Source organism: uncultured Microscilla sp., from assembly GCF_947493425.1.
GTDB lineage: Bacteria > Bacteroidota > Bacteroidia > Cytophagales > Microscillaceae > Microscilla.
Genome location: NZ_CANLRP010000044.1, coordinates 16,196 through 34,400 on the forward strand (window position 1 = coordinate 16,196; position 18,205 = coordinate 34,400).

General features: G+C 40.7%; 13 protein-coding genes. 10 read left to right on the forward strand and 3 right to left on the reverse strand.

Annotated features, from left to right (window positions below; translation table 11 throughout):
* Positions 1–102 precede the first annotated feature (102 nt).
* From Q0954_RS13515 to Q0954_RS13525, 3 genes are all read left to right on the forward strand, one after another.
* Positions 103–696 (forward strand): bifunctional nuclease family protein, encoded by a 594-nt coding sequence (locus Q0954_RS13515; RefSeq protein ID WP_002703309.1) that lies wholly within the window; start codon positions 103–105, stop codon positions 694–696.
* A 250-nt stretch (positions 697–946) separates the two neighbouring features.
* A complete protein-coding gene (locus tag Q0954_RS13520) occupies positions 947–1,840 on the forward strand; it encodes a TIGR04222 domain-containing membrane protein (protein WP_299457678.1) in 894 nt (297 codons plus the stop codon).
* A 107-nt stretch (positions 1,841–1,947) separates the two neighbouring features.
* On the forward strand, positions 1,948–2,559 hold the full coding sequence (locus Q0954_RS13525) for a CAP domain-containing protein (RefSeq protein ID WP_299457679.1): 612 nt from the start codon (positions 1,948–1,950) through the stop codon (positions 2,557–2,559).
* A gap of 62 nt (positions 2,560–2,621) precedes the next feature.
* Here Q0954_RS13525 and Q0954_RS13530 read toward each other — a convergent pair whose 3' ends face one another.
* The 3 genes from Q0954_RS13530 to Q0954_RS13540 form a co-directional block, all read right to left on the reverse strand.
* Positions 2,622–4,097, reverse strand: coding sequence for a restriction endonuclease subunit S (locus Q0954_RS13530; protein WP_299457680.1), 1,476 nt, complete (start codon positions 4,095–4,097; stop codon positions 2,622–2,624).
* Between the two features lie 19 nt (positions 4,098–4,116).
* The gene (locus tag Q0954_RS13535; protein ID WP_299457682.1) at positions 4,117–6,318 is read right to left on the reverse strand and encodes an N-6 DNA methylase; all 2,202 of its coding nucleotides are present in this window, start codon (positions 6,316–6,318) and stop codon (positions 4,117–4,119) included.
* 195 nt (positions 6,319–6,513) lie between these two features.
* Positions 6,514–7,140 carry a lipoprotein signal peptidase gene (locus tag Q0954_RS13540; RefSeq protein WP_299457684.1) on the reverse strand — a complete coding sequence of 209 codons (627 nt, stop codon included), beginning with the start codon at positions 7,138–7,140 and terminating at the stop codon, positions 6,514–6,516.
* A gap of 382 nt (positions 7,141–7,522) precedes the next feature.
* On the opposite strand from Q0954_RS13540, the gene Q0954_RS13545 reads away from it, so the two are divergent.
* The 7 genes from Q0954_RS13545 (at position 7,523) to Q0954_RS13575 (ending at position 18,038) form a co-directional block, all read left to right on the forward strand.
* Positions 7,523–8,533: a hypothetical protein gene (locus Q0954_RS13545; protein ID WP_299457686.1), complete on the forward strand. Its 1,011-nt coding sequence runs from the start codon at positions 7,523–7,525 to the stop codon at positions 8,531–8,533.
* Complete coding sequence (locus Q0954_RS13550; RefSeq protein ID WP_299457688.1) at positions 8,530–9,339, forward strand: hypothetical protein; 810 nt, start codon at positions 8,530–8,532, stop codon at positions 9,337–9,339. Before Q0954_RS13545 ends, Q0954_RS13550 begins: the two co-directional genes overlap by 4 nt.
* Positions 9,336–10,052: a hypothetical protein gene (locus Q0954_RS13555; protein WP_299457690.1), complete on the forward strand. Its 717-nt coding sequence runs from the start codon at positions 9,336–9,338 to the stop codon at positions 10,050–10,052. The genes Q0954_RS13550 and Q0954_RS13555 overlap by 4 nt, the downstream gene beginning before the upstream one ends.
* A 46-nt stretch (positions 10,053–10,098) precedes the next feature.
* Positions 10,099–11,574, forward strand: coding sequence for an MBOAT family protein (locus Q0954_RS13560; RefSeq protein ID WP_299457693.1), 1,476 nt, complete (start codon positions 10,099–10,101; stop codon positions 11,572–11,574).
* 763 nt (positions 11,575–12,337) lie between these two features.
* The gene (locus Q0954_RS13565) at positions 12,338–13,051 is read left to right on the forward strand and encodes a DUF6498-containing protein (RefSeq protein ID WP_299457695.1); all 714 of its coding nucleotides are present in this window, start codon (positions 12,338–12,340) and stop codon (positions 13,049–13,051) included.
* Positions 13,020–13,730: a DUF6498-containing protein gene (locus Q0954_RS13570; protein ID WP_299457696.1), complete on the forward strand. Its 711-nt coding sequence runs from the start codon at positions 13,020–13,022 to the stop codon at positions 13,728–13,730. The genes Q0954_RS13565 and Q0954_RS13570 overlap by 32 nt, the downstream gene beginning before the upstream one ends.
* Before the next feature lie 219 nt (positions 13,731–13,949).
* Entirely contained in the window at positions 13,950–18,038 is a 4,089-nt protein-coding gene (locus tag Q0954_RS13575) for a PKD domain-containing protein (RefSeq protein ID WP_299457697.1), read from the forward strand.
* Positions 18,039–18,205 lie beyond the last annotated feature (167 nt).

The window sequence follows — 18,205 nt, forward strand, 5'->3', positions numbered from 1 at the left end:
CTTCCTGAAAATTCAAGGGTATTCAATAATTATTGTAGTAAGTTTTTATACCTTTACACCTGAAATTTATTCGATTAAATACTAAAGCCGTTTTCAAGCACAGTGAGTAAGATAAAACTTAAAATTCTTGGCCTATCATCTAGTCAATCACAATCTGGTTCATTTGCTTTGGTTATGGGAGAGTCTAAAGGAAACAGACGCCTTCCTATTATCATTGGAATGTTCGAAGCTCAAGCCATTGCCATCGAAATTGAGAAAATCGTTCCCAATCGTCCAATGACCCATGACTTGTTCAAATCATTTGCTGAATCGTTTAACTTTTCAGTATTAGAAATTCTCATATCCGATCTGCGTGAAGGCGTTTTTTATGCCAAAATTGTTTGTACGGATGGCACTCAAACAGTAGAAGTGGATGCCCGCCCCTCAGACGCCATCGCTATAGGCTTAAGGTTTAGTGTACCTATATACACTTACGAAACCATTATGTCAGAAGCAGGCATTGTATTGTCGGAATCTGAAGAAGGCGAAGAAGACTCAATCATACCAGAGGAAGAAGAAGTAAGCGAACTATCGTCTACCGAGCAAATCAAGGATTACACCAGCGACAAACTGCAGGAGTTACTTGATGAAGCCCTGGAAAATGAAGATTACGAAAGAGCAGCCCAAATTCGTGATGAAATGAATCGTCGTAATTAGTTGTTGCCAAAAAAATATCCTCCCTCCTACGGGGGAACAAACTCACAACCAAGGTTGTGAGTTTTTTTATGCCTTGTATAAGGGCATTAGTTTGCTTATGCAATAAAATTTTATTCCAAAAAATACAATTATTCCAAATAAAAAACACATAAACAATCATATACATTTTTTTATTTGGAATAACAGTCAAAAACAGGAACAATAGAGGGTAAATTCGCGTTCGATGTAGTAACACCAAAATAAGTAAGTGATGACAAACATAATATTAACCCTCGATAACAATATACTATCGATATCTTTCTATAAATTTATCGCATTGTATATACTTGCCATTCTGGCAATGCTTTCTTTGCTTATAATCGTAAGCAAAAAAATTAAAGAAAATTACTATAAGAAAGCAACTCAACAACAAATCAAAATTTCAAGCCCTTTACAAATAGCCTATTTAAACAATGGCTTGCCTGGCTATATTCGTACGGTATTGTTCCAATTGATACAAGAAGGCTACCTTACCAAACCCAAGAGGCACTGGTTTAGCTACAAAGTAAAAGCTACTGCTACACACCCTCCAGTCAAAGACTTGAGTAAAGCCGAACAAACTATTTTTCATTATGCTGCCTCAAACGAGTCATGGCATAAGATTATCAATCACCAGGAACTACACGAAGACTTGTGGAAAACCGAAGCAACCCTGGAGACCCAATTGACCAATTTTAACTTACTTTACCCTCAGCCTGTGCTCAATCGGCTAAATAAGTTGCGAGGTATTTTTATTCTTTTTACACTGACCCTAGGTTCTTATCGTTACTTATTAGGAACCGAAAAAGCCCGCACAGGTATTTGGAGTTTGTTGCTTGTGGGTATGTTGGGTATGATGCTCATTACACACGTAGCAAAGCTTGATCGGGTAACCAAACAGGGACAAAAGTATTTGAGTAGCTTGAAAAACAGTTATAAAGACTTAAACCCTGCCAAAAGCAATAAATATAAGCTGGTGGTTACCAGTTTGCTCAAAGATGATAAGCAAGAGATGGCTTCTCTGCTGAAAATGCTCAAAAACAAAAAACCAAATCAACACAGCTGGGCACAAATGCCACAAAAGTACCTCAATAACTTGTCGGCGAACCCACAATTAGAAACCTGAACATCTACTACAGTGGTTTAATGCAAATAAAGGTACATGGCGAATCCAAAAAACGATTTAAACGTATATTTTTGTGTATCTAAATTACATATTAAACCCTTTCTATTATGTTAAAGCTTAACTATACTACCCTGCTTATTTTTTGCATTATGTTCATGACGGCCTCTTGTATCAAGCAAGATGTTGAGCCAGATAATACCACTACCAATAGTGGAAACAATGGCGGCACTGATGACAACGATAATAGTGGAGGCAATGATAATGACAACAACAATGGTGGAAGTAGTGGTGGTTCGTCTGGCTCTACCAGTTTAAACCTGGACAAGGACAAAATATTGGCCTTGGTAAATGAAGCCCGAACCAAAGGGACTACTTGCGGAAGTAACGCAAAGCCTCCAGTAACAGCAATTAAGTGGAATGATGAGCTGGCAAAAGCAGCTTTAGACCATAGCAACGATATGCAAGCGCAGGATTACTTTAGCCACACAGGAAAAAACGGTTCTAAATTTAGTGAACGCGCCAAAGATGCTGGTTATACAGGATTCCCCACGGGTGAAAACATTGCCTGGGGTTATGGTAGTGAAGAAGCAGTAATTAAAGGTTGGTTAGAAAGCACCGGACACTGTAACAACATAATGAACGGTAACTCTAACGAGATAGGCATTGCCAGATCTGCCACTGGTAATTACTGGACAATGGTACTAGGAAAAAGCAAATAAACTTATTCATATAACAATTCAAGCCCTGATGTAATGCTACATCAGGGCTTTTTATTTTGCCATTATTGCATGTTGTCTCCTAATATCATCTGTTCTATTTCTTGTTTGGCTTGCACCAATGCCTGATTTGCCTCAGCTTGTAGCTGTTTTGCCCGATCTCTCAGGTCTTGAATATAGGTTACTATTTCGTTTTGTTTGGCAAGGTGAGGCAGGGGAATGGTTTGCTCTAAATAATCAGGCATAATCAAGTTTCTAATTCCATTGGTTTGACTTTGCATAGCATCGGTTAATTTGATATGATGTACGGTTTTTAAAAAGCAAAACAAATACTCAGGTAATACTTTTTGGCTATTGACTCTTATTTTATGAATAAAATTACTGTAACATATTGGCTCCTTTGTCAATAACTCTTCCCTGAGAATGGCTACTCTCCCTACTGGTTGATCCAAACTCCCCCCAGACTTTTCTATTAATAAATCATTTGGACGAATATCTATATCAATAAGTTTTTTTTGCTGTATAAGCCTATGCTTTACTCTATTATTCTCTAATTTCAAATTGTATACATTGTCAAATTCTGTAGCCCGAACCACCAAACATCTGCAATACTCATTACCCAGATTTGTATTGTCATCCTTCCCCCAATCTCCTGCCCTACTGGATACAATCAGTGTTTTGAGTTTTGTAGAATCAAACCTATTACCTTCAATGGCTCTTTTAAGATCTTTTACATTTTTATCATATCTTTTAGGATCAAACCGCTCTCCGCTTACCGCTCGTATAGGCACAGTAAATATTCTGCTTTGCAAAGAGGTGTCTTTTTTGGGCAATACAATGCCCAACTCTTTCAGCAAATAGTGATTGATACCTGCCAATAGTTGCTGGGCTTGCACTAGCTTTTGTTGCTTTATTTGTACCGCTTTATCGTACTTCAGGCATATTTGCCGTTGCCTGTCTTCTGGAGGAACTATAATAGGCATAGGCGATAGTTGTTGGATATTGATATTCTTTTGTGCAGACTGTGGTGCCAATTTTTCGAGGTATGGTTTAATAAACTTAAAATAAATATTTAAATAATTTATATTCAAGCGTTCGTCCTTTGGGTAAAGCGCAATTAGGCTATCAGGAAAACAAGCTGGATAGTCTAAAATAGCCGTATCTCCAATATTTGCGGCAATTGTCATTACCAACACATTTGGTTGAAACAACCTACTTGTGTTTACCCCTTTTTCGTTTAGAGTCTGGCTATAAACTATTTTACCATCGCTTTGGCTTGCTTTCACTATATCACCAGTTTGAATAAAAGGGTATTTACCTCCATAAAACGCCGGATCATTCCTGGGTCTATGCCCAAACCTTCCCCGTTGCATTGTTATAACATTTGATAGTTTATACACAGGGTAAACAGTTTGTTTAACAAGGGGTAAATTATCTACAGATTGATAATAAACAGGATCGAGCCGTCCTATAACCTGTGAATATCGCAACAAAAACACTTTTTCCTGATTCACTTGATCGCTTAATACAAAATTGCTCATATACTTTTTGTTGATTATCTTATAAAGTCGCCATAAACTTTTCCAATGCTTCGCCAATTGCTACCAACTCATTGTTGGAGGTGGTTTTGCCAGTGGCATCATAGCCAATGTCTTCGGCTATAGCCATAAAAATGCTGTAATCGGGCAGGACAATTTGTTTTTGCTGCATATATTGATCGTGTAAGTTGGTTTTGAGTTGGTTGATAGCATGGGTGTATTTTTGTTGAATGCCTTTTTTCCAAGCTTTAAAAGCAGGTGTTTTTGCTATGGCTTTTCTGTCTGTTTCGGAAGTGGTATTATCAAAGCCCCGATGCGCTTTGATAATATCCTTTTTTTCTTTTTCGAGACGTTCAATAGTAGCCTCGTACTGGTGAGTAGTTTTTATATTATTCTTAAGGCGATCTTTTATACTTTGCAACGACTCGGTAGTGGCTTTGTCCCATTTTTTTAGAAATAACACTGAGCTTTTCACCCCAGCTCCGGTATGCGCAAAAGCAGTTTGTGGCATAGATACTACTGCCACTATACGGTACCACTCTTCTATACGATCGCGCACATATTGCAGGCTACTATTGGTAAGTATGCCATCGGGTACTACTATAGCCAGCGTGCCACCTTCTTTGAGGAAATGCCAACACTGTTCAATAAAAAGTACTTCGGTGCTTTGGTTGGCACGCCCCTGCACGGCTGAGTTTTTGGTGTCCAGCCAGCTTACGTCTTTATTGCCTAACTTGTATTGGTGTAAGTAGGCTTTTTCGAGCTGTTTTACTACACTTCCAAAGGGTGGATTGGTTACAATAAAGTCAAAACTATTGTATTTAAATTCACGATTATGGCTTCTTTGACGCAAGGCTTCATCTTTGAGTAAACCATCGGCAGCTATCACATTGGTTTGCCCGTCGTTATGAATAATCATGTTCATTTTGGCAGTGCGGGCAATTTGCTCATTGATTTCTATCCCAAACAGTTTTTTTGACACAAAGTCGTGCCAGTAACGATGATGGTCTGCTCCCTCGGCAATGTCGTTTTCAGGGTCTCCTTTTTGATTTTCAAAATACTCATCTGCCTGTTTTCTTATTTTTTCAAGGGTATACAGCAAAAAGCCTCCACTGCCACACGATGTATCTAACACCCGCGAGTGGTTGGTAATGGGCAATACATTGATAATAAACTGAACAATGTTGCGAGGGGTAAAGTACTGCCCAAAGTCGCCACGAAAATAAGAGCCCATGAAGGTTTCAAATGCTTTTCCTTTGCTGTCCAGGTCGGTATCTTTCAGGTTTACCCCTTCAAGGTACCCTACCACTGCTTTTACTTTAGCAGGTTTGAGCCTGATATCGTCTTTAAATACTTCTGGGTCTTGACGTTTACCTTCGGCATATAGTTTTTTAATCCGGGCGAACAACTCATTTGAATTTTTGTGCTCAGCACGGGTAATTTGCTCTGGAGTAGCATTTTTAGGCAACGGCGTATTAAACACTTGAAAGTCGTACGCCTCTCCTTTTTTTCTTAGTTTGCGTTCATCCCATATTTTGCAAAAGATCAACTTATCGAGTTCGTCAAATGCTGTAGAAGGGTTGAGCTCCCCTCCTGCCCATAAAGCATTATGTGCCAGCTTGAAACGGCGGGTAAGGTCACTTTCACTGACTGTTTCAATGTCAAAAAACTTTTGCTTGATACTGTCACCCAGCGCGTCTTCATTGCCTTTACGCCCACCTTTGGCATATTTATATGCTTCTACCCCCACATTGCCATACCGGGGAATATCGGGCTTGGTGGTCATCACAGTGTTTTCGTTTCCGATAAAAAAGGCTTGATTTTTAGTACCAGAAGTGATCCAGGTATACATTGGTTTTTTTGATATACCACAAGCATAACTATAGGCTTGAGCAACCCCTTCTTTGAACTCCATTTCCGAGGCATCGGCTTTTTTGCATTCTACTACTATATGAGGCACAGTACACGCCGCATCGCTGTATACCACAATATCTGCCTCTTTTTTTCTACCTGCTCCGATTTTTATGGGTACCAATAACCTTACTTGCTCCACTGGGTAACCATAAATCAATATGAGTTTAAGAAAAGTAACCGCCTGCACTTGCTCTTCAGGATAAGTGTAATTCCGTTTTTTGTTTTGGTGCAAATAGGTAATTTGTCTTTGGTCGTCAGCAATTTCAATGAGGTGGTTAGCTACACCTTTTGATATCAGGTTTTTGGACATATTGCTTGGCTAATTGTTGTTTTAGAAATGCAAAAGAATTAAAAAAATTAATAAATAAAACATTTTGATTAAAATTTTTAACTATTAAGATTATTAAAAACAACACATAGAGACAAATCAAGCAGTCAAAAAGCCCTGATGTGAGTTACACCAGGGCTTTTGTCAAATTCTTAGACATTTTTTTTATTGAAAAGCCTATTTGGGTTGTTGCTGAAGATCTGTAGCAGGTGGAGGTGTAGAGGGGGAAGACTCTTCAGTGGTAAAAAACCGTCGATGTAGTATCACCACCATTACAATGCCCACAAAAGCCGATATATCGGCAATATTGAAAATAGGCGCCGATACGGTAAGTCCGCCAAACTTAGGCACCCAATGGGGTAAAGCTATAGGGCCTACATCTATAAAAAGCATGTCTATCACTTGCCCGTGTAACCAAGGAGTGGCAGCATCGAGGGTGGCAAGCCCAAGAAACGCCCCATAAAAAATACTGTCAATCAAGTTGCCTAGCCCTCCGGCAAAAATTAATACCAAACTCCAGATTAAGCCTTTGTGAGCTTTGCGTTGAATCAATTTGTGTAGATACCACCCTATGCCTAAAATGATGGCAAGTCGAAAAATAGTAAGTAACAATTTACCGTAAAACGACCCAAATTCGAAACCAAATGCCATACCGGGGTTGAGCGTATAATGAAGCTTGAACCAGTTGCCAATCAAGGCAACCTCCTGCTCTTGCTGCATATTGAAATGAACTAATAGTTTTAACAGTTGATCGAGCAAAACAATGCGCAGAGCATAGACATAATATAAATGGTTTTTCTTCATAACGCAATATATAACTACACAATTAGTTAAACAACTTCTCTATCTCCAAAAAGTGATCATTGAGGGCTTATTCAATATCTACAAAAACGGAATGTTGGGGGTTTAGTTCAAAAAATCAGCCAGAGCTGCGGCTGAATACCACAGATAAAATACCCCACAATTTGACCCTTGTATGTTTTTCTCATGCCCTCTCCCTCAGCTACTTGGTTCTATGGGCATACTTTATTTTTTGTGCTTTGCTAAAAGGTACAATTAATGATTAAAGGTGGTTGAAATTTTTATAAAAAGTTGCTTTAACATACATTTGTATTTACAGTTTTCAAAATTTATCGTTTGAATAGATTACTGAAACACTCAATGCAATGTTGATTGCTCGTATTACATGGAATATATCAAGGAACGTAAACCTTTACTAGAAGTAATAGCCCTCTTTTTGTTAATCATAGGATCTCTATTGGCTTATTCGCTTTGGGACAAACCCTTGTCTTTGAATGTAGAGATAAAGCAAACCAGAATGAAGGCTTTTTTGAACCTTGAGCCTCAGGAAGATATACTCTGGAAACCTGTAACCGAAAAAATTACTGCTTTTATTGATAAAAAATTACGCGAAGATTCATTGGCAAAAGCCGATTCAATTAACCAAACAGCCAATAAAGGAAACAAAGCCAAAGCCGATGCTACCAAGGTAAACAATGTACCTGCCGGATCGGGCAACCTGGAAACTAACCTCAAAATAGCCAAAAAACGAGGAGTACCACTAAATGTAGTCATGCCTGCCGGGGTAAACACCAATACCCAACATATATTGCTTGCTGGCGACTCAATGGCGGGGGCTGCCGGGTTGGAATACGGCTTTAGAAAATACGCTATGTACAACGGGCATCGCCTAACGGTGATATCACAACCCAGCTCTACTACTGCTCTTTGGAGTCAGCAAAAAAAACTCAAAGCAGCAATCGCTACTTATAAGCCTACCTTTATCATTATTGGTCTGGGAGCCAACGAGCTGTTTGTACGAGACATACCCCAAAGAAAAAAATACATCAGAGATATATTAAAACAAGCTGGAAATATTCCAGTGATATGGGTAGGCCCACCCAATTGGCGTAAAGATACGGGCATTAATGCTGCTATTCGCTCTATTGTAGGCAAAGATCGTTTTTTCTTGTCTGAACACATCAAAATGAGTCGCCAATACGACGGTATCCACCCTGATATTAAGGGAAGTGTTACCTGGACTGATACGCTTACTACCTGGATTATGTATGCCAGCAAACACAAAATTCGGTTGATTAACCCAATCGCAGCAAGAATTAAACTACCCAAAAAAGATAAAGCTGAAACAGGCAAAGACTCTACAAACAGGAAAACAGATACTACTTCACAAAAATGAGGACAAAAAATTTGTTTATAGGAATAGGTCATCGCTGTTTTTTGGGAGGGTGGTTCATTTTATTGGCAGTGTGGAGCTGCGAAGAACCAGCGTCTCGTCATAACCACGATGAAAAAACAAAACAGGCTCGTGCAGTGCTCAACAAGTCAGCAGCTATGCCTGCACAAGTGAACCAACCACCCAAAACACCCCAAAAAGCGGTGGAGCAATCCAAAGTAAACCATCAAGCTCAACATATTTTATTGATTGGCGATTCAATGGCAGGGGCTGCCGGGCTGGAATATGGCTTTAGAAAATATGCCGCATACAATGGCCATCGCCTAACGGTGGTATCGCAAGCCAGTTCGCATACGGCAGGCTGGAGCACAAGCAAACAACTCAAGGCAGCCATTGCAATTCATAAACCTACTTATGTGATTATTGTGTTAGGTGCCAATGAGTTGTTTGTACAAGATATACCTCAAAGAAAAGAGTATATCAAAGATATCATAAAACAGGCGGGAGATACTCCAGTAATATGGGCGGGACCACCCAATTGGCGCAAAGACACAGGCATTAATGAAGCCATTCTCGCTGTGGTGGGCAAAGACCGGTTCTTTCCCTCAGAAAACGTCAAAATTGCCCGACAAAGTGATGGCATTCACCCTAATCTTTGGGGCAGTGTGGCTTGGTCTGACGCTTTAAGTAAATGGATTATGACAGAAAGTAAACATAAAATCAGGCTGGAGAATCCGGCAATCGCACGCAGAAAATCAGGCAAAAAAAATATTCAAAACATAACAACGGATACTACTTTACAGAAATGACAATAAAATATTTTATCAGAAGAGGCGCCCATAGCTTATTCCTTGGCTTGTTGCTTGCTATGGTGTGGGGCTGCGAAGAAAACTTACCCGAAGGTGAGGTGATATACACTCCGCTTGACCTGACGCTTCAGGCATATATAGAAGCCAACAAGGTAGATTCATCGATGTTGATTGATAGCAGTGCACAACATGTATTACTGATTGGCGACTCGATGGCAGATGGCTTGCGACACCCTTTTTCATTACTTGCCAAACAAAACGGGCACAAGTTTACAGCGGTTGCCAAAACCAGTTCAAGTATTCTAGCCTGGCAAGGCAAACGTATGAAGGCACTCATAGAGGAGCTAAAACCCACTTATGTCATGGTATCGTTAGGCTCAAATGAATTGTTTACCCGCCAACTTGAGGCATATAAAAAGTTTGTAAAGCGCATTGTTGACCAAATAGGTGAAGTTAATTTTATTTGGATTGGACCACCCAATTGGCGCAAAGACAACGGACTAACTGGAGTATTGGCAGAGGGTGTGGGTGAAGGTAGGTTTTTCCCTTCCCAAGATTTGGTACTGAAGCGCGCTGGAGACGGCATACACCCTCGATGGAAAGAATACGAAAAATGGGCAAACGCCATATCGGGCTGGATTATGACTGAAAGCAAACAAAAGATTTTGATGAAAGTACCTGAAAAGGTTCAAGATTCAGACAACAAGCTGTAAGCCAAAAACTCCCCATAACCAATCGCACTCATTAAAAAACAAAAAAATGCTGGATCATCCATTGCTGGAAAATATAGCTCAAATGTTTGCCTACGACAAAAAAGCCCCTTTACTATTTAATAGTGGAGAGTTTTTGGTGTTGTTTACTGCATTTTTAAGCATTTACTTGCTTATCTACCAACAAAAGTTTGCGCGGGTGTTGTATGTATTGGCGTTTAGCTTGTTTTTTTACTACAAGTCGAGCGGCATATATGTGCTTAACCTGGTAGTATTGGCAGTGGTCGATTATTATGCAGCACTTTGGCTTAGTCCAGCAAAGGAGCATCCCCGCCGAAAGCTTTGGCTGGTGTTGCTTATTATTTTTAACCTCAGTTTTTTGCTGTATTTTAAATACACCAACTTCATACTGGATAATATCGCTTACCTTGCCCAAAAAGACTTTAAAAAACTAGATATTTTCCTGCCCATTGGGGTGTCTTTTTATACTTTCCAAACGATTAGTTATTTGGTAGATGTATACAAAGGAGAAATTAAGCCTTGCCGCAACCTGATGGATTTTGGGTTTTACCTGAGCTTTTTTCCTCAATTGGTAGCAGGTCCTATTGTACGGGCTAAGGATTTTTTACCTCAAATCAATCAAGACATTGTATTTCGTCGCGATCAGATGGGTGACGGTTTATTTATGATTTTGAAAGGATTGGTCAAAAAAGCACTGATTGCCAATTATGTGGCACAATATGCCGACCTTATTTATGGGGCGCCGGGCACTTATTCGGGGTTCGAAAATCTTATGGCGATGTATGCCTATACGTTGCAGATTTATTGCGATTTTTCGGGGTATTCTGACATGGCAATCGGGCTTGCTCTGTTGATGGGCTTTCGCCTGCCCGACAACTTCCGCAGTCCTTACAACTCGCTCAGTATTACCGAGTTTTGGCGCCGTTGGCACATTTCATTGTCTACCTGGCTACGCGACTATATTTACATACCCATGGGGGGTAACCGCAAAGGGGAAGAAAAGCAGTGGTTGTTTTTGATGCTGACCATGCTCATTGGGGGATTTTGGCACGGAGCCTCCTGGAAGTTTGTCTTTTGGGGAGCTATGCATGGCGCAGGTTTGTTTGTGCACAAGATTTTTAGCAAAACAGTAAAAGACATGGGCTTCAACCGTCAGATTTTACGACCGCTCGACTGGTTTGTTACCTTCCATTTTGTGGCATTATTGTGGGTATTTTTCCGTGCCGAAAGTTTTGTTGTAGCCTTCAAGTCTATAACCCAAATGGCTTTTCATACTGACTGGGCTTACCTGATACCTTTTATGCAAACCCGTGGGGCACTACTCGCAATGATGGTAGCAGGCTTTGCTATTCATTTCATTTCTGAAAAAGACAAAGAACGTATGGCCGAATATTTTGGCACCTTGCCTGTGCTTGCCAAGGCAGCAGTATTTGTGTTAGTCATCCAATTAATTTTACAGTTTCAGACTGAAAACGTACAGCCTTTCATATATTTTCAATTTTAATTGTACCATATTTTATCGTATTCATACTCAGTTACTTCTAAAGTCACTTATTTTAACCTTTGGTTGCTTTTTGTTACAGCAGTTCAATATTGCCGTGCAAACCCCTAAAAATAACCGAAAATATGACAAGACTGCCGGGGAATAAAGAATAAATACTCTTCAATTGTCAAGGTAAGCCTCTGGGTATTTTAACTCGTATTAATTACAATTAACCTCATTATATTAGCAATACTTACACTAAATGTGATTACATTTCTACAACCTGTGTCACAAAATTTGCATATTTGCTAGTCCCCTCGTAAGTTCGTACACTCAAATTATCTAAAACTACAATGCAGAGATTCAATAAGGTTGTATCATACGTTTGTTGAACGTACTATCAATCATATTGACTGGTTTGGTCTTGAAACCGCCAAACTTGCTGAAACCTTTCTTTACATTCGTAGTATCAGGAAAAGCCCAATTTCATTGAATTTGGGCTTTTTTTTTGCTGAAAACTCATTTGTCAGTTAAAAACAATAAAACGCTCCATTTCGTGTAAAAAAATGCTATTTTGGATGACAAGCTTTTTTTCTAATCAATGTAGCTAACCACTTCCTTATACCCTCAAACAAAAGTAAAGATTTGCTTGCTGGTAGTACTCAAACATTTTTTGACTTTTTGGGGCATTTGTTAGAAAGATTCCAAAACAAAAAAATGATGGGAAAGTTTCAAGCAACTCAGTAAAAGAAAGAAAACAATCTACAGTAAACCATTATTTAAAATGCAGCACAAAGCCAGAGAAAATGTCAGATCTTCCGTTATCACTGTCATACTAGTAAACCTCTTGCCCATATTTGGGGTACTGGCACTCCATTGGAAAGTATCTGACGTAGTCATGCTCTATGTCTTTGAAACTTTTGTAGTGGGGGTTTTCAATGTTTTTAAAATGATTTTTGCTGGTACAGACGAAGACATGCCTGGCTGCATGAAAATATTTCTTGTGCCTTTTTTTATTGTGCATTACAATGCTTTTGTGGGTATCCAAGGATTTTTTATTGTATCTTTTGTGCTACTGCCCGAACTCAACCATGCCAATTTTATGACTACCCCATCGGGTAGCGGTTATACTGTATCGGCACAAGACTACCTATCAAGTATACTACAGTTCAACAGTTTGCTGAGCGTTGCCTACCTGTCTATTGTACTCAGCCATTTATATTCTTTTGTGAAAAACTACCTGGTAGAAGGAGAAAATAAAAATGTAGTACTGCTTGATCTCATGTTTCAACCTTATAAACGCATTTTCCTGCAACAGTTTTTGGTCATTGGTGGCACGTTTTTGTTGATGGCTTTAGGGGGGAATAATATGGTTTTTGTTGTATTGTTAGTAGTTTTAAAAATCTTTCTTGATTTCAGAGCACACATCAAAGAAAGATTGAAATACCAACCAAATAAAAAAAGTATTGAAAATCACCAGAAAAGCGAAAATATTTAGACAGGAAATACGACTTGATGAGCTACGCAGCGAACTTTATAAGGTAGATGTGGCTATTTTGATTCTTGCCAACCTACCTCCTCTATTTGGTTTAGTGTTTTTGGGGTGGCAAACTATAGATGTACTCTTCTTGTTTGGTTTTGAGGTGGTAGTCATCGGCTTTTTTAACTTGGTAAAGCTCTTATGGGTAAGGGGTACCCAACGCGCACCCAAATACCTCAAAATCATCATGGCCCCGTTTTTCTTAATTCACTTTACCGTTTTTCTGGGGGTATGTTATATTGGTATTCTGGCAGTGCTCACTGCCTATAAGCAGTTGATTCTGGACTCTAGTGGCATTCATACTATTTGGAAGTTTACCCTCAAGCCCTACTTCAACCACCAAGTGCTCAACCCTGGCAATCTCTTGTTTTACAATTATATACTTATTCTGATAAGCCACGCCACTGCCTTTAGCCAGAATTTTCTGAAGGGAGAAGAAAATATTAAAATGACTATAGACAGCCTTATGCGTGCTCCTTACTGGCAAATATTTATTACTCAAGTGTGGATTGTAGGTGGGGCAGCCATCATTTTAGAACATCGCTGGTCGCTTGCCTGGCTGTCTTTGTCAGTCATTATCAAAATGGCCATAGACTTTTACCTGCGTTACCGCGAACATTATAAATATGGGATTTAAAGTCTGCTACTGCCCACAGGTGCAATAGTGACATCTGACTTTCGTTTTTTACAGCAAAATATACCTTTCCAATCACTCAGTCGTATATTCCTACATCTATTATCACATCGTATAAATTAAACCTCCCTAAGAACATTCCCCAACATTTATGCGTTTCGTTTAAAAGATTGCTAATTGCCAACCGTTTGAGAACGCAAACATTTTTTTAAAGATCAAAGTATGATGCAAAGGTTTTATCTGTTTTTAGGTTTAATAGGGCTTGGTTTGGTTGCCGGATGTACCAACTATACAAAAAAAGAACGCCAGGAAGTACCCAAGGTAGCACCCTCAGCAAAAAAAATGAGTAAATACGACCGCATGGATCTCGCCTGGAAACAAGAGTATGCGCTTACTCGCGACCCCAACCTGAGGGTGATTCCCAAAGATAGGCTTGAAGTAGGCCAGCGTTTTATCCAAAAACAAGAAAGACTTAGAAAAACCTCCCGTACTACATCTACAGATATTCGCTGGCGAGAGCGTGGTCCCAGCAATGTAGGAGGACGTACTCGCGCCATATTGGTAGACCCCAACGACGCTTCAGGCAAAACAGTTTTTGCTGCCGGGGTATCGGGTGGCCTCTGGAAAACGACCGATATTACCTTAAACAAACCTGTATGGAACAAGGTAGATGACTTTTTTGACAACCTTGCCATTGTAACTATAGCGGCAGACCCCTCTAACCCTAAAGTAATCTATTTTGGTACTGGCGAGGGCTGGGGAAACTTTGACGCAGTAAGAGGTGGAGGAATCTGGAAAACGACTGATGGAGGCATTAGCTGGGGCAAAACTCCTTTTGATGGAGGCAATTACATCCAAAAAATCGCCATTAGCACCAGCGGAGAAGTCTACGCAGGTACTCGTTCGGGTTTGTTCAAATCTACCAATCAAGGGGGCAACTGGACCAAACTAGCGGGCTTGCCACAAGACAAAATCTCTGATGTAGAAATTGGCAGCAATGGTACAGTACACGTAGGTTTGGGTATTTTTACCGACGGTAGTTATCGTTACTCTACCAATGGAGGGGCTAACTGGAACACTCCTGTGGGCTTTCCAGCATCGAGCGATATACAAAGGGTAGAGCTTGCCGTAGCGCCCAGCAATGCCAACGTGGTATACGCTATGATGCAAGGCAGCGGAAGGGGTTTTTACGGGGGTTACAAGTCTACCAATGGTGGTGCCAACTGGACAGCCATGGGTGCCAAACCTGCGGATGCAGATACTGACATTTCGGCGTCGGACTTTACCAGAGAACAAGCCTGGTATGACTTAATCATTGCGGTAGACCCTAATAACGAAAATACTATTATTACGGGGGGCATAGACTTATTTAAGTCTACCAATGGCGGTGATAACTGGACTCAAATCTCTAAATGGTCAAATAACAATCTTTTGGCCAACCTGGATGTACCTCTGGTGCACGCTGACCATCACACGATTATCTTTCTCAATTCTGATAAGATATTGTTTGGCAACGATGGTGGTATTTACTATACCGAAGATGGTAGCCAGGCAGTACCTACCATTACAAGCAAAGAAAATGGTTATAACACCAGTCAGTTTTACAGTTGTGCTTTACACCCTACTGCTGGGTCAAACTATATGCTGGGGGGTACACAAGACAACGGCTCGCAAAAACTCAATGATATTTTGATAGGTAAATCGGTGGAAGTAACCGGAGGGGATGGGGGTTTTGCCTATATAGATCAAAACGAACCTACCTACCAGTTTACTTCTTTTACCTTCAACAATTGGTATCGTTCGTCAGACGGTGGACTTACTTTTACTAAAGTAAACCACGCGTTGTCGGGCACTGGTTCTTTTATTAACCCTACCGATTACGACAATGACGCCAATATACTGTATGCGGCTACCAATACTGGTTCTTACCTGCGTTGGAACGACCCTCAAACAGGGAATAGTACATCGGAGGTGAACGTGGCTGCTTTCGGTAGTGCTGCCATTACCCATATTGCGATATCGCCCAATACCGTTCATCGCGTATTCTTTGGGCTAGACAATGGCAATATAGTAAGGGTAGACAATGCCCATACCAGTAGCCCTTCGGCTACCACTATCAATGCTGGTGCCGGTATGCCCAACTCGGCTTCAGTATCTTGTGTGGCTATAGAAAAAGGCAATGATGATCATTTATTGGTGACCTACTCAAACTACGGGGTAACCAGTGTATGGGAAACTACAGACGGGGGAACGACTTGGTTCAACGTAGAAGGCAACTTGCCCGATATTCCGGTAAGATGGGCATTGTTTAACCCCAACAACAGCAAACAAGCCATGCTTGCTACTGAATTGGGCGTGTGGTTTACCGAAGAAATAAAGGGAATCAACACTACTTGGGTGGCGTCTAACAATGGCTTGGCAAATGTACGGGTAGATATGTTGCAAATTCGTGATTCAGACAATACAATCATTGCGGGTACCCACGGACGAGGGATGTTTTCTACAGATTTTTTTGCCAGTACACCCATTGCCAACTTTTTGGTAAATAAAAAGTTAAACTATGCAGGAATAGGGGTCACGTTTACCGATTTATCGGCGAAAGCCACCTCATGGAGCTGGGACTTTGGTGATGGAACGACGTCTACGCTGCAAAATCCTACCCACGCTTACACTGCTGCAGGCGTGTACAATGTAAAGCTTACCATTAATGGTACCACTACTAAAACCATTAATAATGCGGTGCATATTCTGCCCAATTATGGTACTCCTTATACTTTGGCGCAGGGTGGCAACTTTGAGAGCAATCCCAATGATTTTGGTGCAGAGGCTATAGAGGGCTCTATCAACCCTTGGGAGCGGGGAACTCCTTCCAATACACTTTCTACGTTGAGTTCGGGCAGCAATGCCTGGAAAACCGACTTGGATGCTGACATTGTAAAAGGAGATTATAAAAGTGTTTTGCAAACGCCTAACTTCAATTTTTCGGCAAGTGGCACCTATACCATTCGATTTAAAATGAGTATGGAAACCCAGTTTTGCAGTGCTCCACAAGGCGCCAACCTGGAGTACTCTACCGATAACGGGGTTACCTGGCAAGTATTAGGAGCCGCCACTGGCAACCCCGTAAGTAGTAGCAACTGGTACCAACAAGGACCTAGTAAAGAAGGGCAAAGCTGTGGAACAAATACAGTGACTGATTCAAAGAAATCCTGGAGCTTTGATGGCAACAATGTGACTACAGTGTACGATGCTTCGGCGCTTGCCGGTAAATCAAGTGTAGCGTTTCGTTTTGTGTTTCAGATCTCGTCAAACCACGCAAGCGGCTACGCAATAGACGGTATCATGATAGACGATTTTGAGGTAAATGGTCCCAGTAATGATGCCTCTCACTTTGCATCTATCAATGCCTCTGGTGCCACCGAATTTTGCGACGGAGGCAAGGTCACTTTTCAGGCAAATGCCGGGTCGGGTTATACTTATCAATGGCAAAAAGACGGTGTTGACATTGCCAATGCCACCAGCGATAACTACGAGACAAATACTGCTGGGGCATATAAAGTATTAGTGACCAGCAATGGAATAACTGTGGCTTCGCAAACAATACAAGTTCTTGTAAAATCTAGCCCACTGCCCGTGATACAAGAAAGTAGCGGGACTTTATCTACTACGGTAGTAGCTGGTGCCAGCTATCAATGGTTCAAAAGTGGAACAGCCATCAGTGGTGCCACCAATAGTAGTTATACACCCACCAGTTGCGGTACTTATACGGTACAAACCAACTACTCTAACGGGTGTAGTCGCTCTTCTGCATCTTATGATTATAACAATACCAGTCTTAGTGTAAGTATCAGCAATCAGGGCAATACTTTGACAGCTTCGGTAAACGACGCAACCACCTATACTTGGTTTTTGAACGGAGAAGCTATAGCCAATGCCACCAGCAGTACTTTGGTGGCTACTCAGCCGGGTGTATACAAGGTAAGTATTGTCAAGAGTGGTTGTCCAACCTCATCACCCGACTTTAGCTTTGATCCAAGTACTGATTTAAGTGCTTCATTAAGCTACCAACTGGCACTGTACCCTAACCCGGTAAACAAACAACTAAGGCTACGCTTTCAACAGAAGTTGGGGAATGCTCAATTCAAAATATTTAACGCACAAGGGGCTCAGGTAAAATCATTGATAGAGCGCTCAAATACGCCACAACACCAATTCACCATCGATGTATCATCATTGCCTACGGGTGTATACCTATTGCAGCTATTGCTGGAAGATGGCAGATGGGCGACTAAGCGTTTTTATAAACGTTAGCGAATAGTAGTGCAGTCGGTAGGCTTTTAATAAAATAACGTTTTACACCTGGCAGGTGTGGGTTAGCGAATAGTCTTAACTAACGAATTTTTCTCCCTACTCAATTTACTATTGAAGCAGGGATTTTTTTATTGCAAATTTACAACAAAAACTTACACTCAAGGGTA